This is a genomic window from Rathayibacter tritici, from assembly GCF_001641005.1.
Classification (GTDB): domain Bacteria; phylum Actinomycetota; class Actinomycetes; order Actinomycetales; family Microbacteriaceae; genus Rathayibacter; species Rathayibacter tritici.
In genome coordinates this window covers 3,064,487-3,088,419 of record NZ_CP015515.1, presented here as the reverse complement: position 1 = coordinate 3,088,419, position 23,933 = coordinate 3,064,487, and the positions used below count along the sequence as shown (strand labels likewise).

Below are 23,933 nucleotides of genomic sequence, written 5' to 3'. Positions count from 1 at the left end.
ACATAACGGCGGACTTTGTCGGCATCTGTGTACTGTACGTCCGGCCGGTGGCTGAAAGGCGTCGGTCATTCGTCGGGGAGGTAGTTCCAGTTGCCGGCGAGGAAGTCGTCGTGGGTGTTGATGTCGGGGCCTTCGAGGTCGACGGTGTCGCCGATGCTCCAGTGCCAGGGGTCGTTGTCTTTCCCGCCGAGGATTTCGAGGGTGGAGCCGTTGTCGAGGGTGAGGACGGGGTCGTAGGCGTCGGCTTCGCAGTCGATGCGGGCGATGGTGCGTCCGGTGAGGCCGGCGAATGCGGTGGTGAACGCATCGCGGGGGTGTTCGCCGGTGACGCGCCCCGCTGGGGTGGTGAGGGCCCAGTCGCAGTCGAGATCCAGCCGCCAGTCGGGGCCGGTGAGGGTGGCGGTGGGGTAGTGCGGGACAGCTTCGGTGATGGTCAGGGGGAGGGTGGCCTGGAGCAGGTCGCGGTCGGTGACCCCTTCGTCCTCCGGGGGTTGCGCGGGGGTGTCGGTCATGAGCGGGTCTCTTTCTGCTAGTCGTTGCGGGGGATGATGCCCAGGCGCGCCTGCGCTTGCGCGAACGTCTCCGATGGGGACACCCGGGCTAAGGGGGAGCGTTTCCGCTCTCGTTCGATGAGGTAGGACGGTCCGGGGAAGAAGTCGTCATCGAAGGGGCGTAAGCCGTAGGCCGCGCAGTAGGCGGCGAGCATCTCGGGAGTGAACCGGTCCACGATGCGGCGGTTCGTGTACGCGGAAACGTCCTCGAACGGTAGTGGGTCACCGGACGTGTGAAACTCCCACCGACTGTCCTGCGTCAGCTCTATCACTCGGATTGTCTTCGCAAGGCTGGCAGCTGGATTCGGGTCTGGCTGGTTCACGGCGAACGTGCGAGCTCCCAGTGGAGCTCTGTTATCGCCACGTGCACATTCGGGTATGCAACTGATATAAAGGGAATCTGTCCGCAATCTCTGACCCAACACCAGCGCGGGCCCAACAGGGTCGGTCCCCTGCGCCCCATTGTCTACGAAGGCGCTCCATTCAGGGTTCGCTGTTTCGACGACGAGAAATTTGCGGGGCGACCCGAATTCTAACGGTTCCATGAATGGGGCCGATTCAGACAAGCCGCCCGGCAGTCCGGTCATAGTATTGACGATGCCGTCTTTTCCTGCCCAGTCGGAGTAGGTGCGGGCGAGTGCGTCGGCTGGGGCGCGCACAAATCCCATGTCGGACGAGCGTGTCTGATGGTGTGTGTAAGGAGTGGGCCTCCTGATGGAAGGAATGACTCTGTTGGCTATCGATAGGGTGTCACGTGAAGCGCGGCGCAGGACCCAGGAGGCGGGCGCTGCGCGTTTGGTCGAGTCGGGCGTGATGGATGACCTGTTCGCGAAGATCGACGCGGGCGAGATCGAGTTGGAGGGCGCTGGAGGGCTGATCCAGCAGCTGATCAAGTCCGGGCTCGAGCGGGGGTTGCAGACGGAGCTGACCGAGCACGTCGGATACGAGAAGGGCGACCCGGACGCGGCGTTTCACGAGAACTCCCGGAACGGGTCGTTCCCGAAGACCGTCGCCACGAACGTCGGCGACGTTGAGCTGCGGATCCCGCGGGATCGCAAGGGAACGTTCACGCCTCGGCTGGTCCCGACGGGCAGCCGGCGGTTGTCGCAGTTGGACGAGATGATCGTGTCGCTGTATGCCGGTGGGATGACTGTCCGCGATATCGAGCATCACCTCGCCGCGACGGTGGGCACGGAGCTCTCGCGCGAGACGATCTCGAAGATCGTCGATGAGATCTCCGACGAGGTCCTCGCCTGGCAGTCGCGGCCGTTGGAGGCGTTCTATCCGGTGATCTACCTCGACGCTCTGATCGTGAAGGTCCGCGACGGCGGGCACGTGCGCAACAAGGCCGCGCACCTCGCGGTCGGCGTTGACATGGACGGCATCAAGCATGTTCTCGGGATCTGGGTCCAGCAGGCCGAGGGCGCGAAGTTCTGGGCGTCGGTCTGCGCGGAACTCGCGAACCGCGGCGTCCGTGACGTGCTCATCGTCTGCTGCGACGGGCTGACGGGGTTCCCGGAAGCGATCGAGGCGACCTGGCCGGACTCGATGGTCCAGACCTGCGTCGTGCACCTGATCCGCAATGCCGTGCGGTTCGTCGCCTACGGGCAGCGCAAGGCCGTCGCCGCCGCATTGAAGCCGGTCTATCAAGCGCCGACCGCGGACGCCGCCAGGACCGCGCTGGAGGCGTTCACGACGTCAGAGCTGGGGCGCGCGAACCCGCACGCGGCAGCGGTGTTCGAGAGCGCGTGGGAGCGGTTCACGCCGTTCCTCGCGTTCCCGCCCGAGGTGCGCCGGGTGATCTATACGACCAACGCGATCGAGTCGCTGAACTTCCAGCTGCGCAAAGTCACGAAGAACCGCGGACACTTCCCCAACGACGCGGCCGTGATCAAGCTGCTCTGGCTCGCGATCTGCGACATCGAAGACAAACGCGCCCGCGACCGAGCCCGCGACCGAGGACGCCCCGCCGCCGAACGTCGAGCTGAGGGACGCCTCGTCGAAGGACAAGTCGTCACGAATTGGAAGAAGGCTCTCGAGCAGCTCTCGATCGCGTTTCCCGAACGAATCCACCGCTACCTCTAAACCCCCGAGGACCACGCACTTACACACACAACTTGACAGGCTCTGTCGGACGTGATCGGTGCAAACCGATCATCGAGCACTCGAGCGTCAACCTTCGTTTTTCTAAACCCCGCTTCCTCCAGCTTGCGAATGCAAGCCTTTTCAACTTCTGTATGAAATGACAACTTATTCTCCTAACCGATATCCCACGGATCTACTCGCACTACCATCTCACCTAAGGGCTCCCCGAGCTGCAGGCCGGCTCGCTTTGCTTTCCGGCCGACCGGTATTGCGCTTCCGCCGGCTTCAATGAGGGGGTAGGCGAATTCTTGGTTCTTTGTGAGTTTAGCGTGGCGACCGTTCTTGGCTTCGATGAAGTACAGCTCCCCGGATGGTGTCATAGCCAGGATGTCGACGCGTGTTCGGACTCCGTCGACGATGAGCGTGATCTCGGTTTCGACGAGGGTGTCGCCGCGGGCTTGGAGGGCTTCGATGGAGGCTTGGACGCCTCGTCAGGCGCCGGGGGTTCGGGCCATCAGACGGTCCGGTCGAGATATGCGAGGAACTTATAGGCGAACTCACGATCGTATTTAAGGGACGGATCGTCGTTCCCCGCGATCTTCGCGAGTTCCGCTTCAATATGCCGTCGCGCCGCTTCATGGCCCTCCTGCACGAGAATGGTGACTGCCAGCGACTGCCGAGCCGCACGCTCGCTCGGGATCATATTAGAGCCGGAGAGCGTCGCCCGGATGGACGCGAGGGACGCATGTCGACGCATATAAGGAGGCTTATGCAAAATCCGATTGATCGACATGGATTCGTGCGTGTCGTTCACGGTTAACACCGGCTGGTCCGCTGTGCTTGAAGAGCAACCTTCGACAGAAACTCTTCGCAAAGGAACCAGCCGGTGCACACACAGACTACTACGGGAATGACGGCCGAGCACTAGGCGATCCTCGCCGAACGGATCGAGAACGAGTTCACGTGGAATCGGCGTCGAGGACGGCCACGCACACTCTCGCTCGCCGGGGCACTGCAGATCACTGTCCTCTACTATCGCCAGAATGTCACCGAGCAGTTGATCGCTGATGTGGTCGGCATCAGTCAGTCGACCGTGCCGCGAACGATCGCGGTGGTTGAGGCGATGCTCAATGTCGTTGTCGACGACGAGCCGCCGGACGTCGACGCCGCGCTCCGCGAGACGACGGCCGTCATCGACGGCACGCTCCTCCCGTGCTGGTCCTGGGCAGACGCGCCCGAGCTGAACTCCGGGAAACACGAGACCACCGGGCACAACTGCCAGGTCCTCGCGGGTCTCTCCGGTCGGTTGGTCCACATTTCGGATCCTATCGCGGGCAAGCACCACGATGCCCTCGCGTTTCGAGAAACCGGGTTAGCCGACACCCTCAACCTCTCGAACACGCTGGCCGACCGAGCCTACCAAGGCATTGGAATGGTCACACCGATAAAAAAGCAGCCAGGCGGAGAACATTTGCCAGATCACGCGAAACAACACAATCGCTTCGTGAATACCCACCGATACGTGATCGAGAGAACAATCGCTCACATCAAGACCTGGCAGATACTCCACGCCGACTACCGGCGATCACTGCGCACCTTCCGAGACGCCTTCAACGCCGTCCGTGGACTCATCTTCTTCACTCGGCAAGAAGCCAATTTTGCATAAGCCTCATTGAGTGCGATTGCAGCGCTCGTTCTTCAGTGTTCCGTTGAATGATTCGGCCCACGCGTTGTCCCAGCAGACTCCCGTCCGGCCCATCGATTGTCTGATGTCGAGCTTCTTCGCGAGTTTCCCGAAGTCGGCGGAGGTGTAAACGGAGCCGCGGTCGCTGTGGAAGATCGTTTTCGCGGCCCGGTTCGGCTGGTTCCTTGCCGCCATTTCGAGAGCTTCGCTGACGAGTTCGGTACGCATGTGGTCGGCGAGGGCGTACCCGACGACCTTCTTTGAATAGCAGTCGAGGACGGTCGCGAGGTAGACCCATCCTTCCCAGGTGCGGATATAGGTGATATCACCGACCCATTTGCAGCCGGGTCGGTTTGCGGTGAAGTCCCGCTTGACGAGGTCGGGGATGTCAGTCGGATCGCCTGGGGTCGTGGTCACCGGCCGCCAGGGCTTGGGCTGGCAGGGTTCCAGTCCTGCTGCGCGCATGAGCCGGCGGACGGTCTCGTGGGCGACTGGACGGCCCCACCGCGCCAGCTGCGCGGTGATGCGGCGGTAGCCGTAGGTGCCATCGGAGGCCTGAAAGGCTGTTCGGATGAGTTCGGTGATACCTATACGCCATTCAGCGGTTGCGGAGGTCTTGCGATCGCGCCATTCGTAATAGCTAGATCGATTGACGCCGACCGCCTGGCACAGTCCGCGGATTGATAGCGTGCGGCTGGGGTCGCGTTCTTCGCGGCGAATGAGTTCGAGCTTGGCGGCTAGCGGAACTTCTTCGCGAAGAACGCGGATGCTTTTCCCAAAAACAGGTTTTCCTCTTCGAGTTCGCGGACCCGCCGTTCGAGTTCCTTTATTCGCGCCCTGTCCTGAACGGTCAGTTCTTCTTCGCCGCCGGCACTGCTTCGGCGATGCGCAGCCACCCAATTAGTGAGGGTCTGCGGAACCAGTCCGAGCTCTCGAGCGACGTCCGCGACGGATCGCGACCTATCAATCACCTCGCGCACTGCCTCCGCGCGGAACTCCGGAGAATACTTCCCACGGGAACTGGACATCCCGGGCCTTCCTTTCGGTCATCGCGGTAATCCTACCAATTCCGCGGTGGTCCAGAAAGAATGGGGCACCTCAGTCTTGAGGATTTTCCAGTTCTTCCAGTGCGCGATGCATCTTTCGACCGCCGAACGGATGGAGGAGATGTATCGGTTGGCTGTACGTGTGTTGTCATCATGTTGTCCGTGGTGAAATTTTTTCCGGGGAGTGACTGCGGTGGTTCCGACGTACGCTGGGTCCGCTATCCACTCGGCATTATCGAGAATCGGTTCCCATCCACACAGGCTGATGGTCGCTCGGTCGTGCCGAGCGCCGGGGGTCGGATCGGACACGCAGAGCAAGTTACCGTTCACGTCCGAGGCAACTTGCACGTTCAGCCCTTGACGGTGTCGCTTCCCGGAGTAGTTCGCTCTCCCCGTCACGGCGCGGTTCCCGGTGGGAACATCGGTGCCGTCGACCAGGACCACTCGGCCCTGGATAGCCGTCTTTAAACACACCCCCGACAAACAGCAGGCCTGCTCGATCAGCGGGACGATCCGCCGATATGCGCGAGAAATCGTGGGCTGCGACACACCGAACATATCCGCGATAGTCGCTTGGTTCACGTTCTGCCGCAATAAGATCAAAGTCATAACGACCTGCTCGCGAATGTTCAGCAGCACCGGGCGTCCCGAAATCTCACCCCTCCCCGCGACAATCTGCCATATCCGACAGATCAGCTCCGTCAATTGCTCCGCATCCAGGCCTGTAGTAGAGTCGTACCGCATCGGCTTCCCGTTCCGAAAATAGCGAGCTTTGGAACTTCTATTCTCCCGAATGGGAAGCCGATGCCTCGGAACGACACGCCCGAGTCAGACCTTATGAATAACGCTCTTCGATGAGAACCAAGCGGATGACCGCGCCGTCGAGGTCCCGCTGAATGGCCACCAGGTCGATTGCCTTTATCCCATCGTGAGTGCGAACGAAAACCTTTCGAAAAAAATCGGAGTCGTCGTACTTGAGGACATCCCAATTGCTTGGGAATAAGAAGCTAGCGCCGTCGACGTCGAGATTCATGCTTCGGTCACGGCGTCGAGGTAGCGGTCCGATTGAGCAAGTGACTCATCGAGACTGGCTAAGTGCTCTAGTTCTTCTAGATATTTGGCCCACTGTGGTTCTGACCCCATCCTCTCCAGGGGAGAGTGTGACAAATTGCATCGGGGGGAAGTCCGCAGCCTCGTTTCGCTTCAAAATTTCGAGTTCTTTCATCAGGTAGAGGCTGTGCGTTCCGACGAAGACCTGGACTCCAGACCGCGCGAGCTGTGAGATGGTGCGGGCCACATGCCGAAGAACTCGAGGATTGAGATTAGCTTCCGGTTCATCCCAAAAAAGGAAGCCGCTGTCGAATAAAGTCCCATTGGCGATGAGCCTCGCGAGCATCGCTAACTTTCGCATCCCCTCCGCCACCAGCGGCATCTCGTATTTTCCTCCACCAGGTACTTTGAGGTAGAAACGGCCTCCCTCTTCGACAACGCTGCCGCCAAGGGACTCCTCAAGGGGGGCGAGGAGTTTTTTCGCGCGTTCCTGGCGGGGGCCGCGGCTCAGCGGGAGTCCTAGAAGGATGCATGAATCTCGCCAGGTCTCTTCGAATTCAAGAGACGTTGAGGCTTATGCAAAATTGGTTTTTTGCCGAGTGAAAAAGATGAGTCCGCGGACGGCGTTGAAGGCATCTCGGAAGGTGCGCAGTGGCCGCCGGTAGTCGGTGTGGAATATCCGCCAGGTCTTGATGCTAGCAATTGTTCTCTCGATCACGTAGCGGTGGGTGTTCACGAAGCGATTGTGGTGTTTGGCGTAATTTGGCAGATGTTCTTCGCTTGGCCTCTTCTTTATTGGTGTGACCATTCCGGTGCCTTGATAGCCTTTGTCGGCCAGCGTGTTCGAGAGGTTAACGGTGTCGGCCAACCCGGTTTCTCGAAACGCGTGGGCATCGTGATGCTTGCCCGCGATCGGATCCGAAATGTGGATCAACCGACCGGAGAGATCGGCGAGGACCTGGCAGTTGTGCCCCGTGGTCATGTGTTTCCCGGAGTACAGCTCTGGCGCGTCCGACCAGGACCAGCACGGCAGGAGCGTGCCGTCGATGACGGCCGTTGTCCCGCGGAGCGCGGCCTCGACGTCCGGTTACTCGTCGTCTATCACGACATTGAGCATCGCCTCAACCGACGCGATCGTTCGCGACACGGTCGACTGACTGACACCGACCACATCAGCGATCAACTGCTCGGTCACATTCTGGCGATAATAGAGAAGAGTGACCCGCAATGCTCCCTCGAGGGAAAGTCTGCGCGGACGTCCTCGCCGCCGACGCCACATGAACTCGTTCTCGATCCGTTCGGCGAGGATCGCGTAGTGCTCGGCCGTCATTCCCGTAGTAGACTGTGTGCGCACCGGCTGGTTCCTTTGCGAAGAGTTTCTGTTAGAGGCTGCTCTTCAATCAAAGCGGATTAGCCGGTGTTATTCGTGACCGACACGCGCAAATCCATCTCGATCAATCGTATTTTGCATAAGCCTCGTTCTTTCGTAAAGCGAGACGAAACCAGGATAGATCGTCAGCAGCTCACGAGTCGGGAGGTAAACCGGCGTTCCTGTGAGGGGCTTGCTGAGCCGATGTTGAACATTGACCTCAGACTGTGAGTTGGTCGCGAATGAGAAGGAGACGCGTTGCTGGTCTCCAGAGAATTTTAGGTCGAGTCCGGCGCGCCCTCGTCCGACCCGTCGACGCACAAGGCGCCCTAAGCTCTCTGGTCGAAAGACGTTCACGAGCTTAGCGGCGAGCTGCTTGCCCAACGTTGCCGATAGTGAATCGCGCGGCGTCTGATCTGCGGACAGAACCGAGTACATAGAGCGTTATTCATAAGGTCTGATTCGGGCGTGTCGCTCCGAGGCATCGGCTTCCCATTCGGGAGAATAGAAGTTCCAAAGCTCGCTATTTTCGGAACGGGAAGCCGATGCGGTACGACTCTACTACAGGCCTGGATGCGGAGCAATTGACGGAGCTGATCTGTCGGATATGGCAGATTGTCACGGGGAGGGGTGAGATTTCGGGACGCCCGGTGCTGCTGAACATTCGCGAGCAGGTCGTTATGACTCTGATCTTATTGCGGCAGAACGTGAACCAAACGACTATCGCGGATATGTTCGGTGTGTCGCAGCCCACGATTTCTCGCGCATATCGGCGGATCGTCCCGCTGATCGAGCAGGCCTGCTGTTTGTCGGGGGTGTGTTTAAAGACGGCTATCCAGGGCCGAGTGGTCCTGGTCGACGGCACCGATGTTCCCACCGGGAACCGCGCCGTGACGGGGAGAGCGAACTACTCCGGGAAGCGACACCGTCAAGGGCTGAACGTGCAAGTTGCCTCGGACGTGAACGGTAACTTGCTTTGCGTGTCCGATCCGACCCCCGGCGCTCGGCACGACCGAGCGACCATCAGCCTGTGTGGATGGGAACCGATTCTCGATAATGCCGAGTGGATAGCGGACCCAGCGTACGTCGGAACCACCGCAGTCACTCCCCGGAAAAAATTTCACCACGGACAACATGTGAGGTGCCCCATTCTTTCTGGACCACCGCGGAATTGGTAGGATTACCGCGATGACCGAAAGGAAGGCCCGGGATGTCCAGTTCCCGTGGGAAGTATTCTCCGGAGTTCCGCGCGGAGGCAGTGCGCGAGGTGATTGATAGGTCGCGATCCGTCGCGGACGTCGCTCGAGAGCTCGGACTGGTTCCGCAGACCCTCACTAATTGGGTGGCTGCGCATCGCCGAAGCAGTGCCGGCGGCGAAGAAGAACTGACCGTTCAGGACAGGGCGCGAATAAAGGAACTCGAACGGCGGGTCCGCGAACTCGAAGAGGAAAACCTGTTTTTGGGAAAAGCATCCGCGTTCTTCGCGAAGAAGTTCCGCTAGCCGCCAAGCTCGAACTCATTCGCCGCGAAGAACGCGACCCCAGCCGCACGCTATCAATCCGCGGACTGTGCCAGGCGGTCGGCGTCAATCGATCTAGCTATTACGAATGGCGCGATCGCAAGACCTCCGCAACCGCTGAATGGCGTATAGGTATCACCGAACTCATCCGAACAGCCTTTCAGGCCTCCGATGGCACCTACGGCTACCGCCGCATCACCGCGCAGCTGGCGCGGTGGGGCCGTCCAGTCGCCCACGAGACCGTCCGCCGGCTCATGCGCGCAGCAGGACTGGAACCCTGCCAGCCCAAGCCCTGGCGGCCGGTGACCACGACCCCAGGCGATCCGACTGACATCCCCGACCTCGTCAAGCGGGACTTCACCGCAAACCGACCCGGCTGCAAATGGGTCGGTGATATCACCTATATCCGCACCTGGGAAGGATGGGTCTACCTCGCGACCGTCCTCGACTGCTATTCAAAGAAGGTCGTCGGGTACGCCCTCGCCGACCACATGCGTACCGAACTCGTCAGCGAAGCTCTCGAAATGGCGGCAAGGAACCAGCCGAACCGGGCCGCGAAAACGATCTTCCACAGCGACCGCGGCTCCGTTTACACCTCCGCCGACTTCGGGAAACTCGCGAAGAAGCTCGACATCAGACAATCGATGGGCCGGACGGGAGTCTGCTGGGACAACGCGTGGGCCGAATCATTCAACGGAACACTGAAGAACGAGCGCTGCAATCGCACTCAATATCCGACAAGAGAGAAAGCGATCCGCGACGTGACACGGTACATCGAACTGCGTTACAATCAACAACGACTTCACTCGGGGCTTGACTATCGGACCCCGAACGAAGCCGAGCAGGCATGGATCACCGAGAACCTCGCCGCGTAGACAACTATTCAACTGGTCCAGGAAACGTTGGGCAGCTCAATGATGACAACACACGTACAGCCAACCGATACATCTCCTCCATCCGTTCGGCGGTCGAAAGATGCATCGCGCACTGGAAGAACTGGAAAATCCTCAAGACCGGCTATCGCGGACGTCTTACAGAACTTCCCAACCTCATTCGCACCGTCACCCGCCTCGAACTTTACCGACTCGGCTGGTAAACACTTATGAATAACGCTCATAGCTTTGAGAAGATGGGACTTTCCAGCACCGTTCTCGCCAGCGAAGACATTGATGCCACTGGCTAGAGGGAGATCGAGGTCGGAAAATACGGTGAAATCATTGACGCGGAGGCGCTCGATGGTTGAGGTCATGCAGACGCCGTTCTGTTCGGGGATGGGCTCTTTCGCACCCTATCGGGGTCTCGGGACGAGAGGCGCCGGACGCGCACGATCGGCGCGTGCAAGAACCTGATCACGCGGAACGCGTGAAGGCTCGGTGAAGGGGCTCCCGCGCCTGGGCACAACTTGTCCGGCCGGACGCCTCGCCGCCCGCGCTGTCAAGAGGCTCCTTCCCGGCGGCGGCCCTGCCTAGCCTCGGAGCAGGGGGTCGGCGGGTGTCGGCCACGGAGGGATGACGACATGCGGATCGCGATCGTCGGAGCGACGGGCAATCTGGGCACGGCACTGCTGCGACGCCTGCACGGCGAGGCCGGGGTGGAGGAGGTCGTCGGTATCGCGCGCCGCGCAGCGCGGCCCCGCTCCGAGGCGTATCGCGACGTGCGCTGGATCGAGGTCGATCTCGTCTCCAGCGAGGCGCCGCGCCTGCTCCGCGAGGCCTTCGTCGGCATCGACGCCGTCGTGCACCTCGCCTGGGCGCTGCAGCCCAGCCACGACGAGCCGTTCCAGCGGCTGGTCGACGTCGGAGGCACCGCGGCCGTGCTCGCGGCCGCTACCGCTGCGGGTGTCGGCCAGGTCGCGGTCGCCTCCTCGGTCGGCGCCTACAGCGCGGCGCCCAAGTCGATCCGCGTGGACGAGGACTGGCCGACTGGCGGCCTGCACACCTCGACCTACAGCCGCCACAAGGCCGCAAACGAGCGGCAGCTCGATACTTTCGAGCAGGAGCACCCCGAGATCATCGTCACGCGCCTGCGGCCGGGGCTGGTGTTCCAGCGCGGAGCGGCCACCGAGATCGCCGGGCTCTTCGCGGGCCCGCACTACCCCACGCGGTGGCTGAAGGCGATTCGGATTCCGGTACTGCCGCTGCCGAAGAACGTGATCTTCCAGGGGGTGCACGCCGACGACGTGGCCGATGCCTTCTGGCGCGCGATCGACCGGCGTGCCGGGGGAGCGTTCAACATCGCGGCCGAGCCTGTCCTCACTCCGGAGCGGCTGGCCCGCGCGTTCGGTGCCCGCCTGGTCACGGTGCCCTTCGCGCTCCTCCGCTCAATCGTCACCGCGACCTGGCACCTCCGGGTGCAGCGCACCGACGCGGGCTGGCTCGACATCGCCGGCAACGTCCCCGTGATGTCCACCGAGCGGGCGCGCGCCGAGCTGGGGTGGTCGCCGACCCGCACGGCGGAGGAGGCGCTGGCCGAACTCGTCACGGGCCTGGCCGATCGCGCGACCGTGCCGGGCTCGCCTCCGCTCCGGGGTTGATCCGGCGGGCGCGACCGTTGCAGGCGCGCGCCCGGCGGATACCCGCGGGAGCGCGCCTGCGCCGGGTCAGTCGGCGACGCGGATGAGCACCTTGCCGGTGGCCCCCTGCTCGACCGCGTCGTGGGCCGCGGCGGTCTCCTCTAACGGGAACCAGGTCACCGGCAGACCCGCCTCCTCGCCCACCGGCAGCGCGCCGTCGACGAGTGCCGCGGTGATGTCCTCGGCCGCGGACTGCAACGCTTCCTCGCCCACTGTGTAGAGCAGGAGACCCTGCCAGCGCGCGTTCTTCGCGAAGCTGGCGACGATCGGGACGGTGAACTCGTCACCGTTGTTATTCGCGTAGTAGCCGATGCTGCCGTGGTTGGCGAGCACCTCCACATCGAGCGCGGCGTTCTGCGCGGGGGCCACCTCGACCACGTGCTCGACGCCGTCGGGCGCGAGTTCGCGGATCCGGTCGGCGAGCGCGTCGTCGGGGTACTGAAGCACGTGCTGCGCGCCGGCCGCCCGAGCGAGGCGCTCCTTGGAGTCGCTGCTCACTGTGGCGATCACGGTCGCTCCGGCCCAGACGGCGAGCTGGATCGCGGCGTGGCCGACGGCGCCGGCGCTGCCCTGGACCAGGACGGTGCGGCCGGCGAGCGCTCCGGGCGCGAGGCGGGAGGGGCCGTGCTCGTGCACGGTGAGGGCGCGGTGGGCGGTCATCGCGGGGACGCCGAGGCTTGCGGCGATGTCGGTTCGGATGCCGTCGGGCAGGCGCACGACGTGCTCTGCAGCGAGCACTGTCGACTCCTGCGCGGTGCCGGTCGGGCGGCGGTGCGCGGAGAGGTACATCCAGACGCGGTCGCCGACCGCCAGGTGCTCGACGTCCTCGCCGACCGCATCGACGATGCCGGCGCCGTCCTGGTTCGGTACCACCTCGTCGAAGGCGAGGTCGCCGTCAGCGCGCGCCTTCCAGTCGGTCGGATTCACACCCGATGCGAGGACGCGGACGCGGACCTCGTCGGGGCCAGGCACCCGCTCCTCCCGGTCGACGAGGGAGAGGACGGAGGAGTCACCGGTGCGGGAGTAGACGATCGATCGCATACGGAGGCCAAGGAACGCGGCAGGCCCGGTATTCCCGGCCGGGCGATTTCGCGGAGGTGGTGTTCCGCGCCAGCGGCAGCAGAGCGTCCGAGCCCCGCCATAAGGTGACGCTCACTCACAACGCCTCGGGTGGGAGGCAGAAAGGAGGAGTCGTGCAGGTGCGGTTCCACGCGGAGACGGCGGCAGTGCTCTCCTCTCGGCTCCGCTGCTCAGCGGAGGACCTTGGGCGCCAGGGCGTCGAACGGCAGGCTTCGGTGGTCGATGTCGAGACCGACTTCGCGGGGATCGCGCAGCAGCTCTTCGCTCGGGCCTGCCAGACCTCTGCCAATGATCGGAGGGAGCTCATCGCCTCCCTCCGGACGCTCGCCGATCAGGTCGACCACATGGCGGAGCAGGCGGCGCAGGAGCAGCGGCGCCGCGACGATCTCGACGGCTGGTACGAGCGGGCGACGGCCCGACTCCGCGCCCGCGTGCCCGGGGACCCGACCCAGGCGGTGCAGGACGAATGGGCGAGGATCACGGATCCCCGTCCCTCCTCCGAGCCGCTTCGACCTCGCCCGATCCGCGTGTCGTTCCGCGCGCAGGGACGCTCCCACTCGGCCGAGGGCGCGCCTGCCTCGGGTCGAAGCTCGGCCGATCCGGTGCGCTTGAGGAGTTTCGTCGGAGTCGCGCGTGCGCTCGACCGTGAGGCACACGACCTCTGGAGTCGGCTCAGCGGCGTCTGGACCGACTTCACCGCCTCCTGCTCCTGGGCGCCCATCGAGCAGATGGATGTGCTCGACGGCTTCGTCTCGTTCCTTAGCGAGAACGCCTGGGACGCCGATTGGGCCGAGCGCGTCGCGGAGGCCTTCGAGCGAGCGGGCGGCGGGCTGCTCTCGGATGTCACGATCGGCACCTGCGCGCTCGGGCGGCTGCCCAGTCCGCTACGGAAGCTCCTCGATCCCGCGCTCGCCTCGCCGGACGTGCTCGCGGCGTGGACGGCGTCCGGCCTCACCCCGGCGGACGTCGCCGGTCTTCCGCTCTCGACGCAGATCGCGTTCGCCGATCTCGACGGGCTGCCGGCCGCCGCCCGCGATGCCGCCTCGCGCGCTGTGCTCGCTGCGGCGGAGCGCGACCCGCAATGGGTGTACCTGGCCCTGGGGCTGGGAGGCGGGCAGGGCATCGGGCTGACCGAGTTCACAGCGCAGATGAGTGCGCTGCGAGAGGCGGTGAGGGATGCGGACGAAAAGGCGAAGAAGCTGCCGACCGGGCCCGCGGGGCAGGGTGCGCAGTTGGTCGGGCTCAGTGTCGACGATGGCGCGTTGGTCGCGGCCATCTCGCTGGGCGACCTCGATACGGCGGACCGCGTCACTGTGAACGTGCCGGGAGCGCTCACGACGGTCGGCGACATGAAGCAGAACGTCCGGGTGGCGAGAGATCTGTTCGACGGTGCCGCTTCCATCGACCCTCACAGCTCCTTCGCTGTCGTCTCGTGGATCGGCTACCATGCTCCGGGGAACCTCGAGGTGTGGAGCGACGAGCGGGCCGATTCTGGGTCCCCGCGATTAGGCGGCTTCATCGATGGCGTCCTCGACGCGCGCCGGGACGTTCCGCCCGAGAGCACCACCGTTCTCGCCCACTCCTACGCGTCACCGTTAACGGTGGACGCCTGTAGCGACCTGCGTCATCGCATCGATGCCTTCGTCTCCTACGGCTCTGTGGGTGTCGGCCGAGATACTGACGTGGACGAGCTGAATGTCGACAAGGTCTTTGCCACCGAGGCCGACTTCGACGTCTGGGCAAGCGTGGGACGTCTGGGGAACCTGGGTCCGCGGGTAGATCTCCGCATGATTGACGGCGTACGCACCATCTCCGCCGCAGAGGGGGACGGGACGAGAGCGGTGACCGGGCACGACATGTCTCCCGATGAGTCGACCGGCGCCGTCGGCTACCTCTCCCCAGATTCGACCTCGTTTGCGTCCGTGGTGCAGGTCATCGCGACAGGGGACGTCATTCGGTGAGAAGACGATCAACGTTTCGGCGGGCAGGCCGTGCCGTGCTGGCGACGGCGCTGCTGATGATGCTGGTCTGTGGGTGCGGATTGGATGGAAAGGGGAACTTCATGACACAGCGGCGGGATGCGGCGGGGATGACGCGGGCGGAGGTGGCGGGTCTGACGTTGGAGGAGGAGTTCGAGCTGAATGCGCAGCATTACGTGCATGCGCAGGAGTTGTTGCGGGATGCGCAGTTGCGGATCAGTGATGGTGTGTGGAGGTGGAATGGTGGGGAGACGCTGCCTGAGGAGGGGTTTAACGGTGGTGTCGGGGGTGGTCTTCCGGGTGGTAACGGTGAGAACAGCTACTACGTTACGTGCGCTCGGATCATCGAGCCGCCAGGTGCTCAGGGGGAGAAGTCGGATTTGGATCCGATGGTGGCGTACTTCGAGGAACAGGGGTGGAAGTACTTTGTTCGGGAGACGTTGGAGAGTGCTGATCTGTGGGGGATCACGGGTGACGGTTATCGGATTAAGTACTTCATCCAAGCGAGCGGAGTGTATTCGATCAGGGTGTACAGCGAACTGTTTTGGACGAATGATGCTCACGCCCTGTTCGAGGCTGTCGCATCTCGCGATTATGATCCATTTCTTGAGGAGTCGCTTCCCGGCGTGTATGTGCCTTTCCCGCGCTGGGATAATCCGATTCGTCCGCTGGGTCGGCAGTGACAGGCCGGAGAGTTCTCGCGCGGATTGCTGGGGTTTTCGTGGCCCTCTTCGTCCTGTTGGGGTGCTGGCCTGACGCGTCGGTGCAGCGGCGGGATGCGGCGGGGATGACGCGGGCGGAGGTGGCGGGTTTGACGTTGGAGCAGGAGTTCGAGCTGAATGCGCAGCACTATGTGCATATGAACGAGGTGTTGCGGGATGCGCAGTTGCGGATCAGTGATGGTGTGTGGAGGTGGAATGGTGGGGAGACGCTGCCTGAGGAGGGGTTCAACGGTGGTGTCGGGGGTGGTCTTCCGGGTGGGACCGGTGAGAACAGTTACTACGTCCAGGGCGCTCGAATCATCAAGCCGTCGGGCGCTCATGGGGAGAGGGCGGATCTGGATCCGATGGTGGCGTATTTCGAGGAGCGCGGTTGGGAGTATTTTATCCGCGAGACGTCGTGGAGTGCTGATCTGTGGGGAATCACCGGCGACGGTTATCGGGTCAACTATTTCATTCAGACCAGTGGTCAGTACTCGATCCAAGTCTACAGCGAACTGTTCTGGACGAATGATGCCCATGCGTTGTTCGAGGCTGTCGCGTCTCGGGATTACGATCCGTTCCTCGAGGAGTCGCTTCCGGGCGTGTACGTCCCGTTTCCGCGCTGGGATAACCCGATCCGTCCGCTGGGTCGCCAATGACCTCTCGGAAAGTTCTTGCGAGGATCACTGGCGTTCTCGTGGCCGTTGTCGTTTTGTCGGCGTGTTCGTCGAACTTCATGACACAGCGGCGGGATGCGGCGGGGATGACGCGGGCGGAGGTGGCGGGTCTGACGTTGGAGCAGGAGTTTGAGCTGAATGCGCAGCGTTACGTGCATGCGCAGGAGTTGTTGCGGGATGCGCAGTTGCGGATCAGTGATGGTGTGTGGAGGTGGAATGGTGGGGAGACGCTGCCCGAGGAGGGGTACAACGGCGGTGTCGGGGGTGGTCTTCCGGGTGGCACCGGTGAGAACAGCTACTACATTACGTGCACTCGGATCATCGAGCCGCCAGGTGCTCAGGGGGAGAAGTCGGATTTGGATCCGATGGTGGCGTACTTCGAGGAACAGGGGTGGAAGTACTTTGTTCGGGAGACGTTGGAGAGTGCTGATCTGTGGGGGATCACGGGTGACGGTTATCGGATCAACTACTTCATCCAGGCGAGTGGCCAATATTCAATCCAGGTGTACAGCGAATTGTTCTGGACGAATGATGCTCACGTGTTGTTTGATGCGGTTGCGTCGCGGGATACTGCCGAGTTCCCGGAAGAGTCTTTGCCTGGTTTTTATGCACCGTTCCCGAGGTGGGATGCGCCTATCCATCCGCGCGGGCGGCAGTGATCGGATCGGCCGTCGCGCCCCGGAGACGCCGAAGGGCGGCGGGCCCGGAGGCCCACCGCCCTGTCAGCGCCGACGGATCAGCGCCGACGGATCAGCGCCGACCGATCAGCGCTGCACGTCCTCCTGGACGGCGTGCTTGGCCTCGCGGGCCGAGTCCTGCACATCGCCGGCGGCCGAGGAGCCCGCCTCCTTGACGTTCTGCGCGGCGTCGGTCGCGGTGTCCTTGACCGCGGCGAAGGCCTGCTGCGCCGGCTCGCGCAGCTCGCCGGCCGCCTCCTTCGCTGCGTCCGTCACGGTGTCGACGACCGGCTGGGCCTGCTCCTTGACGCGGCTCGCCGCCTCCTTCTCCTTGCTGGACGCAGGGATCAGCGAGGCCACGAGCAGCCCCGCGCCGAAGGCGATCAAACCCACGGCGAACGGGTTGCCCTCGGCCTTGGCCTTCGCCGAGCCGGCTCCGCTCGAGAGCGAGTCTGAGGCATCCTGCGCCGAGCCCATCACCCGGTCGCGGACAGAGCCCACGGCCGCGCGGACCTTATCGGTCTGCCGCTGCGCGATGGCGCTCGGGCTGACCTTTTCAGCCAGTGCGTCGACGTCACCGCCGAGCTCCAGCCGGGTGCGCTCGATATCCGCGCGGATCTGCTCGGGTGTCTTTCCCTGCTCCGGCGTCTTGTTCAGTCCTGCGTCGTACGTCATCGTCCTGCCCCGTTCGGCTTGAGGGTGTCGGGAATCTTCTTGAGGGAGTCGACCGTTTCGGGAGCACCGTCGACCTGCTTCAGGCTCTTGCGGCCCACGGCGTAAAGGATCGCGGCGACGATCGCCCAGATCACGGCAACGACCACTCCGGACCAGCCATTACCGATCAGAGTGCCCAGCCCCCACCAGAGGGCGATCGAGAGGAACAGCACGGCCATCAGTGCGGCGTAACCCGCCCCACCGAGCAGACCCGCTCCCTTACCCGCCTTGCTTGCGGACTCCTTGAGTTCCGCCTTCGCGAGCGCCATTTCCTGGCGGATCAGCGTGGAGAGATCGCGCGAGACCTCACTGAGCAGGTCGCCCAGCGACGTCGAGCCCGCCCGCTCATCGGGCGTCTGCGGCGAGCGGTGGACGCCCGTCGGATCGGTCACAGCCGTCCGCCATTCGGGAAGCCGCCGTCGAGCGGATCAGCGACGGGCTCGGTCGGGGCGTAGTCGCGCTCGAGCGAGCGTGAGCCGACCGTGCCGTAGGCCGAGGCGGCGGGAGCGTCGTACGCGAGCGAGTCGGCGGCGGGAGCGTCGTACTCGGGGCCGTCGGTGCGCCCCGTTGCTGCCTCCTTCTCGTCCTTCGCCTCGGCGGTCAGCGCCCGAATCAGACGTCCGCCCACGAGGCCGGTCGCGGCAGCGATCAGGATGAAGGCGCCCGGCCGGCGGCGCGCGAACGAGCGCACGTCGTCGAGCAGCTGCGACGGGTCCCGGTTTTCCAGCCACTGGGCGACGCCCTGGGCACGGGAGGCAGCCTGCGACACGAGGTTCGCGGCCATGTTGTCCTGACCGCCCTCGCCGTTCGCGAGAGCAGTGAGGTCATCGCTGAAGGCGCGCGCGCCCTTGGCGGCGTTCTCCTTCTGCGAGTGCGCCTGCTCCGTCAGCTGGCTGCGGCTCTGGTCGAGGAGATCCTTGACCTGAACCTTCGCCTCCTGGACGACGTTGGCTGCCTCGTCCTTGCCTGCTGACAGCACGTCGCTCGCGGCCTGCTTCGCATCATCGGCGACGGCGCCGGCCTGCTCCTTCGCGGTGCCGGCTGCCTCCTTCGCGGTGTCGGTAGCGCTGCTCGAGGGGGAGTCGGAGGAGGAGGAGGAGTACGCGCCGAGGGAGGCGGTGTGCGCCCCACTCTCGGCGGGGGTCTCGGTCGCGCCGAAGTTCGCGGCGCCGTCTCCGAACGGAGGTGAATCGGGATCGATGTTCGACATCGTCTGTCCCTTCCAGGATCGAGTGGGGGTAAGTGCGTGCCGGCGTCGCCAGTCTGGGCGGGCGCTCGAACAGCGGAAAGGGCATAGCGAACGACCCTCGAAGCGGCTACCATCCCGCGCCCCCGCGACCGGGTTCGCACGATCGCGCCGAGATTGCTCCCGGCCTTCGTCAAGCCCCTTCTGGCCCTCCAACTGGGCTGCCTAGCGTCGAAGACACAGACCTCGGACGTCCGCGTCCGGCTCCGCCCGGCCACACCGGAAAGGTACGAAAGGTACTTCGTCATGTTCTTCCACCGTCAGGAACTCCAGTTCACGGCCTCCCCCTCCAAGCCCGACGCCGTCTTCGCCCGCCGCTTCCAGGAGGTGCTCGGCGGCCAGTACGGCGAGATCACCGTGGCGATGCAGTACGGCTTCCAGGCCTGGAATTCCCACGATCCGGGCAAATACCGGGACTTGCTGTTCGGCATCGGCGCCGAGGAGTTCGGCCACGTCGAGATGATCGCCGTGATGATCGCGCAGCTGCTCGAGAAGGCGCCGATCGAGCAGTCCGAGGACGCGATGAAGAAGGACCCGGTGCTCGCGGCAGTTATCGGCGGCTCCGACGTGCAGCACGCCATTGTCGCCGGTGCCGGTGTGCGCCCCGTCGACAGTATGGGCAACCCGTGGCAGGGGTCGTACATCACCGCGAGCGGCAACTTGCTTGCCGACTTCACCGCGAACGCGAACGCCGAGATGCAGGGCCGCCTCCAGGTTGCTCGGCTCTACCACATGACCGACGACCACGGCGTGCGCGACCTCCTGTCGTTCCTCCTGGCTCGCGACACGATGCACCAGAACCAGTGGATCGCGGCGGCTGCCGAGCTGCGCGCGGAGGGCAAGGAGGATCTGCCGGTGCCCTCGAACTTCCCGATCTCGAAGGAGGAGCGCTCGGTGTCGTACGAGTACATCAACTTCTCAGACGGAGCAGCGGCCGCCGACGGTACGTGGGCCTCGGGTCCGACCCCCGACGGCAAGGGCGAGTTCAGCTATCGTGTCGCCGAGCCCGGCGGTGGAGTGCCGATGCCGCCGCCCACCCAGCCGGACGAGCGCTTCTACGGCACCGACCCGAAGCCGAACCTGGTCGAGAAGGCGGTCGGGGCTGTGAAGGACGCGGTGACGGGCAAGTGAGCACCTCGCGGATCCTCGGAGCGCTCGGCGCCTCCGCTCTCGCCATCGGGCTGCTGGCGGGCTGCACCGGTGACGCCCAGACTCCGATCCAGTCCGGGAGTGCGGTGCCCACCAGTGCCGACGATGGTTCGACGCAGACGCCCACGAACGCGCCTTCACAGTCGGCCCCGTCGGAGTCCGCCACCCCGGCGACCTGACCGCGCGCCCTCGGCCGGTCGGCTCCGGTCGAGGGCGAGAAGCATGGCAGCCCGGAGGGTGCCCGGGCAAGCCCCTGTCGGCTCTCAGGAAGCGGGCAGTTCAGGGTCCTACGGTCGGGCCAACGATCAGCGAAGGAGGCACCACCATGGGGCTCGATGACAAGATCAAGAACGCCGCTCAGGATATCGCCGGCAAGGCGAAGGAAGCCCTGGGCGACCACAAGAACGACGACAGCCTGAAGGCCGAAGGCCAGAAGGACCAGGCTGCGGCCTCGGTCAAGAAGACCGGCGAGGACGTCAAGGACGTTTTCAAGTAGGTCTGCACACCACGGCGGAGGCGGCGCTCCCTTGACGGGGCGCCGCCTTCGTCGTCTCCGCTACGGCTGCAGGACGACCTTGATGCAGCCGTCCTCCTTCTTCTGGAAGGTCTCGTACAGGGCCGGAGCGTCCTCGAGGGGTGCCCGGTGGGTCACGAGGTCCAGCACGCCGAGCGGATCGGACGAGTCCTCGACCAGCGGCAGCAGGTCGTCGATCCAGCGTTTCACGTTGCACTGGCCCATCCGCATCGTCACCTGCTTGTCGAACATCGACTTGAGCGGCATCGGGTCGGCCTCGCCGCCGTAGACCCCGCTCAGCGAGACGGTCCCGCCGCGGCGTACCAGGTCGAGCGAGGCGTGCACCGCGGCGAGCCGGTCGACGCCGACCGTGTCCATCGCCTTGCGGGCGAGCGGATCGGGGAGCAGGCCGGCCATCGTCTGCGCGAAGGAGCCGACCGGCGAGCCGTGCGCCTCCATGCCGACGGCGTCGAGGACGGAGTCGGGACCGCGCCCGTCGGTCAGGTCGCGCAGCTGGGCGGTGATGTCGTCGGAGAGATCGAACGTCTCCACGCCGTACCGCTCGGCCATCGCGCGCCGCTCGGCCACCGGCTCCACCGCGAGCACACGGTAGCCGCGGTGCACGCCGATCCGCGCGGCGAACTGGCCGACCGGCCCGAGCCCGAAGACGACCAGTGTCCCGCCGTCGGGAACCTGCGCGTACTCCACGCCCTGCCAGGCCGTGGGCACGATGTCGCTGAGGAACAAGTAGCGCTCGTCCGGTAGGTCGGTGCCGACGACGATTGTGTTGTAGTCGGCGAGCGGCACGCGCAGCAGCTCGGCTTGTCCGCCGGGGACCTGGCCGTACATCTTCGTGTAACCGAACAGCGCCGCTCCGGAGCCGTACTCGGTCACCTGCGTCGTCTCGCACTGCGACTGCAGGCCGCGACGGCACGGGAAGCAGTCGCCACAGGCGATGTTGAAGGGGACGACGACTCGGTCTCCCACCCGCAGCGAGGTGATCGCGGTGCCCACCTCCTCCACGATGCCCATCGGCTCGTGCCCGAGCACGTCGCCCTTGTCGAGGTAGGGCCCGAGGAGTCGGTACAGGTGCAGGTCGGAGCCGCAGATCGCGGTCGAGGTGATCCGGATGATCGCGTCGGTCGGCTGCTGGATGCGGGGGTCCGGGACGGTTTCGACCGAAACCTTCTCGATGCCCTGCCACGTGAGCGCTCGCATGTTCGTCTCCGTTCTCCGGCTCGCGCCGGTGGGGTCGGTGTCCCTCCACCGCACACCCGGACGGCGCGGCGCGGGAGGGGCTTGACGGCTCCTCGGGAGTTCTCGGGCCGGATTTCCGGGAGAACGCAGGACGTGTCTTCCACGTTCACCTGACTCACGGCGGCCGGGTGGTGGGATGGGGAGATGGATGCTCTCTACACCGCCATCGCCCACGCCTCCGGTGGAGGACGCGACGGCCACGTCCGCACTGAGGACGACCGGCTCGACCTCGATACCCGCGCCCCGCAGGAGCTCGGCGGTTCCGGCGAGGGGACCAACCCCGAGCAGCTGTTCGCGGCCGGCTACTCCGCCTGCTTCCTCAGCGCCCTGCACGGAGCCGGCCGTCAGCTGAAGATCGACACGACCGATGCGGCCGTCTCGGCCAGCGTCTCCATCGGCAAGAACGACTCGGACGGCTTCGCCCTCGCGGTCGAGCTCGACGTGTACGTCCCGAAGGCGAGTGCCGAGGACGCGCAGAAGGTCGCCGACGCGGCGCACCAGCTCTGCCCGTACTCCAACGCCACCCGCGGGAACATCCCCGTGCAGATCAACCTGGTCGACTGACCCGCCCCTCGTGACGGCCCCTCCCGAAAGTCGGGTAGGGGCCGTCGTCGCGCGCCGATCGCAGCTCGAAGCCGCACCGGTCCGTTAGGGTCCCGCCATGACCGTTGACATCACTCCCGAGGAGTCCCAGGCGCGCGCCGAGCTCGTGCAGATCCGTCAGAGCATCGACAACATCGATGCGGCGGTGATCCACCTGCTCGCCGAGCGGTTCAAGTTCACGCAGAAGGTCGGCAAGCTCAAGGCCGCGCACGGTCTGCCCCCGGCCGATCTCGATCGTGAGGCTCGTCAGATCGCGCGACTTCGAGCGCTCGCCGAGGAGTCGCACCTCGATCCGGCGTTCGCCGAGAAGTTCCTCGGCTTCATCGTCGCCGAGGTCATCCACCACCACCAGCGCATCGCCGACGGCGCCGAGGACTGAGGCGCCGCTCGGGGCGGCACCGCGGCGACGGCGTCAGCCCTCGATCCGCAGTAGCCCCGCCGTGCGCTCGCGCAGAACGCCGAGCAGCAGCGGATAATCGGGGAAGAGCTGGTCGCGCCGCAACGTCGGCAGCCGCAGGCCGAGGGGCACCTCGGTGATGCGGCCGTTCGTCTCCGTGAGGGTCAGGCGGAGGCTGCGGCTCCCCGTGGGGCTCGAGGCGACCACGGAACGCAACGCCTCGAGAGGGAAGACCAGTCCATCGATCTGGATGGCCGACTCCGACACCACAATCGAGCCGGGCAGTCCGGGCCGCAGCGCCAGCCGAGCGGCGACGAGGCCCAGAGGCAGCGAGAGCGCCACGATCACTGCTCCGAGGACGATCTGCGCGCGACCGCCGGACGGGGCATCGGCGAGGGCGACGGCCAGGACACCCGCGGCGAACGCCTCGGTCGCCACCACGACCAGGGCGACGGCGCGTCGGCGCAACGGTGCCCGGTGCGGACGGAAGAGCACGGCGGAGGCGGAACCCGCCAGCTCGGGCGGTACGGCGTCGCGGACACGTGCGACGGCGCGGAGGTCGGCGAGCAGGGTGGCGAAGTCCTCTGGTCGAAAGTGCGCGCAGCGGACCTCGATCCCATCGCCGCGGCACCAGGCGACGAAGCCGTCGCCGTCGCTCGACTCGGCGAAGCGCACCGAGCGGCGCGGCCACTGCTCGCGGCGGCGGTGGCCGCGCATCAGCACGACCTGCGTCTCGGTGGTGATCACGCGGGTGGGAGTGACGATGAAGAGGGACACCGCCGAGACCAGCCCGATCACGACGGTGAGGGCGAGGAGACCGAGCGAGAGCGTTGACTCGTCGAGGACGCCGCGGCGATCGGCCAGGATCGCGAACGGGATGAGCACCGCAGCGAGCAGCGCGCCGATCAGCCGCCGCAGGAGGGTACGCACGCGGAGGACGACGGACGGGCTGTAGACCCGCCGTGTCCGGATCCCCGTTGGTACCGATTCCACCGCGTCAGGGTAACCCCCAGGATGTGGCGGACGTCCCTGAGGCGCGGACACGGCGCGATCCCCGTGCCAC

30 protein-coding genes and 1 pseudogene are annotated in these 23,933 nt (G+C 64.9%); 15 read left to right on the top strand and 16 right to left on the bottom strand.

What is annotated here, in order from left to right; all coding sequences use genetic code 11:
• Positions 1-65: 65 nt before the first annotated feature.
• Both A6122_RS14055 and A6122_RS14050 read right to left on the bottom strand, forming a co-directional pair.
• On the bottom strand, positions 66-512 hold the full coding sequence (locus tag A6122_RS14055) for a hypothetical protein (protein WP_068256135.1): 447 nt from the start codon (positions 510-512) through the stop codon (positions 66-68).
• Positions 513-529: 17 nt separating this feature from the next.
• Positions 530-727, bottom strand: coding sequence for a hypothetical protein (locus A6122_RS14050; protein ID WP_146085122.1), 198 nt, complete (start codon positions 725-727; stop codon positions 530-532).
• 637 nt (positions 728-1,364) lie between these two features.
• Between A6122_RS14050 and A6122_RS14045 the strand changes: the two genes are divergently transcribed.
• Positions 1,365-2,636 carry an IS256 family transposase gene (locus A6122_RS14045; RefSeq protein WP_418320007.1) on the top strand — a complete coding sequence of 424 codons (1,272 nt, stop codon included), beginning with the start codon at positions 1,365-1,367 and terminating at the stop codon, positions 2,634-2,636.
• Positions 2,637-3,150: 514 nt separating this feature from the next.
• On the opposite strand, the gene A6122_RS14040 is transcribed toward A6122_RS14045, so the two are convergent.
• Positions 3,151-3,450 (bottom strand): hypothetical protein, encoded by a 300-nt coding sequence (locus A6122_RS14040; RefSeq protein WP_146085130.1) that lies wholly within the window; start codon positions 3,448-3,450, stop codon positions 3,151-3,153.
• 243 nt (positions 3,451-3,693) lie between these two features.
• On the opposite strand from A6122_RS14040, the gene A6122_RS14035 reads away from it, so the two are divergent.
• Positions 3,694-4,302: a transposase family protein gene (locus tag A6122_RS14035; protein WP_146085129.1), complete on the top strand. Its 609-nt coding sequence runs from the start codon at positions 3,694-3,696 to the stop codon at positions 4,300-4,302.
• Positions 4,303-4,305: 3 nt separating this feature from the next.
• Here A6122_RS14035 and A6122_RS17045 read toward each other — a convergent pair whose 3' ends face one another.
• From A6122_RS17045 to A6122_RS14020, 6 genes are all read right to left on the bottom strand, one after another.
• Positions 4,306-5,001 (bottom strand): IS3 family transposase, encoded by a 696-nt coding sequence (locus A6122_RS17045; protein ID WP_237358292.1) that lies wholly within the window; start codon positions 4,999-5,001, stop codon positions 4,306-4,308.
• Positions 5,002-5,057: 56 nt separating this feature from the next.
• Positions 5,058-5,348, bottom strand: a complete 291-nt coding sequence (locus A6122_RS16140; protein WP_084415695.1) for a transposase — start codon at positions 5,346-5,348, stop codon at positions 5,058-5,060.
• A gap of 18 nt (positions 5,349-5,366) precedes the next feature.
• On the bottom strand, positions 5,367-6,110 hold the full coding sequence (locus A6122_RS16135) for a transposase family protein (protein WP_084416085.1): 744 nt from the start codon (positions 6,108-6,110) through the stop codon (positions 5,367-5,369).
• 334 nt (positions 6,111-6,444) lie between these two features.
• Positions 6,445-6,927, bottom strand: coding sequence for an AAA family ATPase (locus A6122_RS17785; protein ID WP_418320021.1), 483 nt, complete (start codon positions 6,925-6,927; stop codon positions 6,445-6,447).
• A 63-nt stretch (positions 6,928-6,990) separates the two neighbouring features.
• Positions 6,991-7,416, bottom strand: coding sequence for a transposase family protein (locus tag A6122_RS16125; protein WP_237358291.1), 426 nt, complete (start codon positions 7,414-7,416; stop codon positions 6,991-6,993).
• 87 nt (positions 7,417-7,503) lie between these two features.
• Complete coding sequence (locus A6122_RS14020) at positions 7,504-7,746, bottom strand: helix-turn-helix domain-containing protein (RefSeq protein WP_068250191.1); 243 nt, start codon at positions 7,744-7,746, stop codon at positions 7,504-7,506.
• A 584-nt stretch (positions 7,747-8,330) separates the two neighbouring features.
• On the opposite strand from A6122_RS14020, the gene A6122_RS16120 reads away from it, so the two are divergent.
• From A6122_RS16120 to A6122_RS17155, 3 genes are all read left to right on the top strand, one after another.
• On the top strand, positions 8,331-8,963 hold the full coding sequence (locus A6122_RS16120) for a transposase family protein (RefSeq protein WP_084416083.1): 633 nt from the start codon (positions 8,331-8,333) through the stop codon (positions 8,961-8,963).
• A 32-nt stretch (positions 8,964-8,995) separates the two neighbouring features.
• Positions 8,996-10,179, top strand: a protein-coding gene (locus tag A6122_RS14015; RefSeq protein WP_157593825.1) for an IS3 family transposase whose coding sequence is annotated in 2 segments (ribosomal slippage) — positions 8,996-9,248 and positions 9,248-10,179 — 1,185 coding nt in all. Because the reading frame shifts where the segments join, the coding sequence is not laid out codon by codon here.
• Positions 10,152-10,400 (top strand): transposase family protein, encoded by a 249-nt coding sequence (locus A6122_RS17155; RefSeq protein WP_084416082.1) that lies wholly within the window; start codon positions 10,152-10,154, stop codon positions 10,398-10,400. Before A6122_RS14015 ends, A6122_RS17155 begins: the two co-directional genes overlap by 28 nt.
• 27 nt (positions 10,401-10,427) lie before the next feature.
• Here the strand turns inward: A6122_RS17155 and A6122_RS17780 are convergent.
• Positions 10,428-10,553: pseudogene (locus tag A6122_RS17780) on the bottom strand (AAA family ATPase); the annotation flags it as partial.
• Positions 10,554-10,820: 267 nt separating this feature from the next.
• Between A6122_RS17780 and A6122_RS14010 the strand changes: the two are divergent.
• A complete protein-coding gene (locus A6122_RS14010) occupies positions 10,821-11,837 on the top strand; it encodes an NAD-dependent epimerase/dehydratase family protein (RefSeq protein WP_068256119.1) in 1,017 nt (338 codons plus the stop codon).
• 66 nt (positions 11,838-11,903) lie between these two features.
• Here the strand turns inward: A6122_RS14010 and A6122_RS14005 are convergent, their stop codons facing one another.
• Positions 11,904-12,917 carry an NADPH:quinone reductase gene (locus tag A6122_RS14005; protein ID WP_068256116.1) on the bottom strand — a complete coding sequence of 338 codons (1,014 nt, stop codon included), beginning with the start codon at positions 12,915-12,917 and terminating at the stop codon, positions 11,904-11,906.
• 158 nt (positions 12,918-13,075) lie between these two features.
• Here A6122_RS14005 and A6122_RS14000 point away from each other — a divergent pair, with 158 nt between their 5' ends.
• From A6122_RS14000 to A6122_RS13985, 4 genes are read left to right on the top strand one after another with little or no spacing between them, the layout of a single operon-like run.
• On the top strand, positions 13,076-14,917 hold the full coding sequence (locus tag A6122_RS14000; protein ID WP_157593824.1) for an alpha/beta hydrolase: 1,842 nt from the start codon (positions 13,076-13,078) through the stop codon (positions 14,915-14,917).
• 35 nt (positions 14,918-14,952) lie between these two features.
• Entirely contained in the window at positions 14,953-15,618 is a 666-nt protein-coding gene (locus A6122_RS13995; RefSeq protein ID WP_068256112.1) for a hypothetical protein, read from the top strand.
• Positions 15,619-15,656: 38 nt separating this feature from the next.
• On the top strand, positions 15,657-16,295 hold the full coding sequence (locus tag A6122_RS13990; protein ID WP_068256107.1) for a hypothetical protein: 639 nt from the start codon (positions 15,657-15,659) through the stop codon (positions 16,293-16,295).
• A 38-nt stretch (positions 16,296-16,333) separates the two neighbouring features.
• A complete protein-coding gene (locus A6122_RS13985; protein ID WP_068256106.1) occupies positions 16,334-16,972 on the top strand; it encodes a hypothetical protein in 639 nt (212 codons plus the stop codon).
• Positions 16,973-17,077: 105 nt separating this feature from the next.
• Here the strand turns inward: A6122_RS13985 and A6122_RS13980 are convergent, their stop codons facing one another.
• Genes A6122_RS13980 through A6122_RS13970 form a run of 3 tightly spaced genes read right to left on the bottom strand, consistent with a single transcriptional unit; the run spans position 17,078 to position 18,914 of the window.
• Positions 17,078-17,665, bottom strand: coding sequence for a DUF3618 domain-containing protein (locus A6122_RS13980; protein WP_068256105.1), 588 nt, complete (start codon positions 17,663-17,665; stop codon positions 17,078-17,080).
• Positions 17,662-18,096: a phage holin family protein gene (locus tag A6122_RS13975; protein WP_068256102.1), complete on the bottom strand. Its 435-nt coding sequence runs from the start codon at positions 18,094-18,096 to the stop codon at positions 17,662-17,664. Before A6122_RS13975 ends, A6122_RS13980 begins: the two co-directional genes overlap by 4 nt.
• A complete protein-coding gene (locus A6122_RS13970) occupies positions 18,093-18,914 on the bottom strand; it encodes a hypothetical protein (RefSeq protein ID WP_068256099.1) in 822 nt (273 codons plus the stop codon). The genes A6122_RS13975 and A6122_RS13970 overlap by 4 nt, the downstream gene beginning before the upstream one ends.
• A gap of 282 nt (positions 18,915-19,196) precedes the next feature.
• Here A6122_RS13970 and A6122_RS13965 point away from each other — a divergent pair, with 282 nt between their 5' ends.
• From A6122_RS13965 to A6122_RS13955, 3 genes are all read left to right on the top strand, one after another.
• On the top strand, positions 19,197-20,081 hold the full coding sequence (locus tag A6122_RS13965; RefSeq protein WP_068256096.1) for a manganese catalase: 885 nt from the start codon (positions 19,197-19,199) through the stop codon (positions 20,079-20,081).
• Positions 20,078-20,278: a hypothetical protein gene (locus A6122_RS13960; protein ID WP_068256094.1), complete on the top strand. Its 201-nt coding sequence runs from the start codon at positions 20,078-20,080 to the stop codon at positions 20,276-20,278. The genes A6122_RS13965 and A6122_RS13960 overlap by 4 nt, the downstream gene beginning before the upstream one ends.
• Before the next feature lie 146 nt (positions 20,279-20,424).
• The gene (locus A6122_RS13955; RefSeq protein ID WP_068256091.1) at positions 20,425-20,595 is read left to right on the top strand and encodes a CsbD family protein; all 171 of its coding nucleotides are present in this window, start codon (positions 20,425-20,427) and stop codon (positions 20,593-20,595) included.
• A gap of 60 nt (positions 20,596-20,655) precedes the next feature.
• Here the strand turns inward: A6122_RS13955 and A6122_RS13950 are convergent, their stop codons facing one another.
• Positions 20,656-21,831, bottom strand: coding sequence for a zinc-dependent alcohol dehydrogenase (locus A6122_RS13950; RefSeq protein ID WP_068256088.1), 1,176 nt, complete (start codon positions 21,829-21,831; stop codon positions 20,656-20,658).
• Positions 21,832-22,014: 183 nt separating this feature from the next.
• Between A6122_RS13950 and A6122_RS13945 the strand changes: the two genes are divergently transcribed.
• Complete coding sequence (locus A6122_RS13945) at positions 22,015-22,434, top strand: organic hydroperoxide resistance protein (protein ID WP_068256085.1); 420 nt, start codon at positions 22,015-22,017, stop codon at positions 22,432-22,434.
• Positions 22,435-22,531: 97 nt separating this feature from the next.
• Entirely contained in the window at positions 22,532-22,852 is a 321-nt protein-coding gene (locus A6122_RS13940) for a chorismate mutase (protein ID WP_068256082.1), read from the top strand.
• Positions 22,853-22,885: 33 nt separating this feature from the next.
• Here the strand turns inward: A6122_RS13940 and A6122_RS13935 are convergent, their stop codons facing one another.
• Positions 22,886-23,863 carry a hypothetical protein gene (locus tag A6122_RS13935; RefSeq protein WP_104261813.1) on the bottom strand — a complete coding sequence of 326 codons (978 nt, stop codon included), beginning with the start codon at positions 23,861-23,863 and terminating at the stop codon, positions 22,886-22,888.
• Between the last annotated feature and the right edge of the window lie 70 nt (positions 23,864-23,933).

What these genes read in the sequence shown, in the direction of transcription:
- A6122_RS13965 (WP_068256096.1), top strand. Translation starts at nt 19,197, where the DNA reads ATGTTCTTCCACCGTCAGGAACTCCAGTTCACGGCCTCCCCCTCCAAG.
- A6122_RS14020 (WP_068250191.1), bottom strand. Translation starts at nt 7,746, where the DNA reads ATGACGGCCGAGCACTACGCGATCCTCGCCGAACGGATCGAGAACGAG.
- A6122_RS13970 (WP_068256099.1), bottom strand. Translation starts at nt 18,914, where the DNA reads ATGTCGAACATCGATCCCGATTCACCTCCGTTCGGAGACGGCGCCGCG.
- A6122_RS14045 (WP_418320007.1), top strand. Translation starts at nt 1,365, where the DNA reads ATGGATGACCTGTTCGCGAAGATCGACGCGGGCGAGATCGAGTTGGAG.
- A6122_RS13955 (WP_068256091.1), top strand. Translation starts at nt 20,425, where the DNA reads ATGGGGCTCGATGACAAGATCAAGAACGCCGCTCAGGATATCGCCGGC.
- A6122_RS14055 (WP_068256135.1), bottom strand. Translation starts at nt 512, where the DNA reads ATGACCGACACCCCCGCGCAACCCCCGGAGGACGAAGGGGTCACCGAC.
- A6122_RS13940 (WP_068256082.1), top strand. Translation starts at nt 22,532, where the DNA reads ATGACCGTTGACATCACTCCCGAGGAGTCCCAGGCGCGCGCCGAGCTC.
- A6122_RS13980 (WP_068256105.1), bottom strand. Translation starts at nt 17,665, where the DNA reads ATGACGTACGACGCAGGACTGAACAAGACGCCGGAGCAGGGAAAGACA.
- A6122_RS13945 (WP_068256085.1), top strand. Translation starts at nt 22,015, where the DNA reads ATGGATGCTCTCTACACCGCCATCGCCCACGCCTCCGGTGGAGGACGC.
- A6122_RS16140 (WP_084415695.1), bottom strand. Translation starts at nt 5,348, where the DNA reads ATGTCCAGTTCCCGTGGGAAGTATTCTCCGGAGTTCCGCGCGGAGGCA.
- A6122_RS16120 (WP_084416083.1), top strand. Translation starts at nt 8,331, where the DNA reads ATGCGGTACGACTCTACTACAGGCCTGGATGCGGAGCAATTGACGGAG.
- A6122_RS17155 (WP_084416082.1), top strand. Translation starts at nt 10,152, where the DNA reads ATGGATCACCGAGAACCTCGCCGCGTAGACAACTATTCAACTGGTCCA.
- A6122_RS13950 (WP_068256088.1), bottom strand. Translation starts at nt 21,831, where the DNA reads ATGCGAGCGCTCACGTGGCAGGGCATCGAGAAGGTTTCGGTCGAAACC.
- A6122_RS16135 (WP_084416085.1), bottom strand. Translation starts at nt 6,110, where the DNA reads ATGCGGTACGACTCTACTACAGGCCTGGATGCGGAGCAATTGACGGAG.
- A6122_RS14010 (WP_068256119.1), top strand. Translation starts at nt 10,821, where the DNA reads ATGCGGATCGCGATCGTCGGAGCGACGGGCAATCTGGGCACGGCACTG.
- A6122_RS14005 (WP_068256116.1), bottom strand. Translation starts at nt 12,917, where the DNA reads ATGCGATCGATCGTCTACTCCCGCACCGGTGACTCCTCCGTCCTCTCC.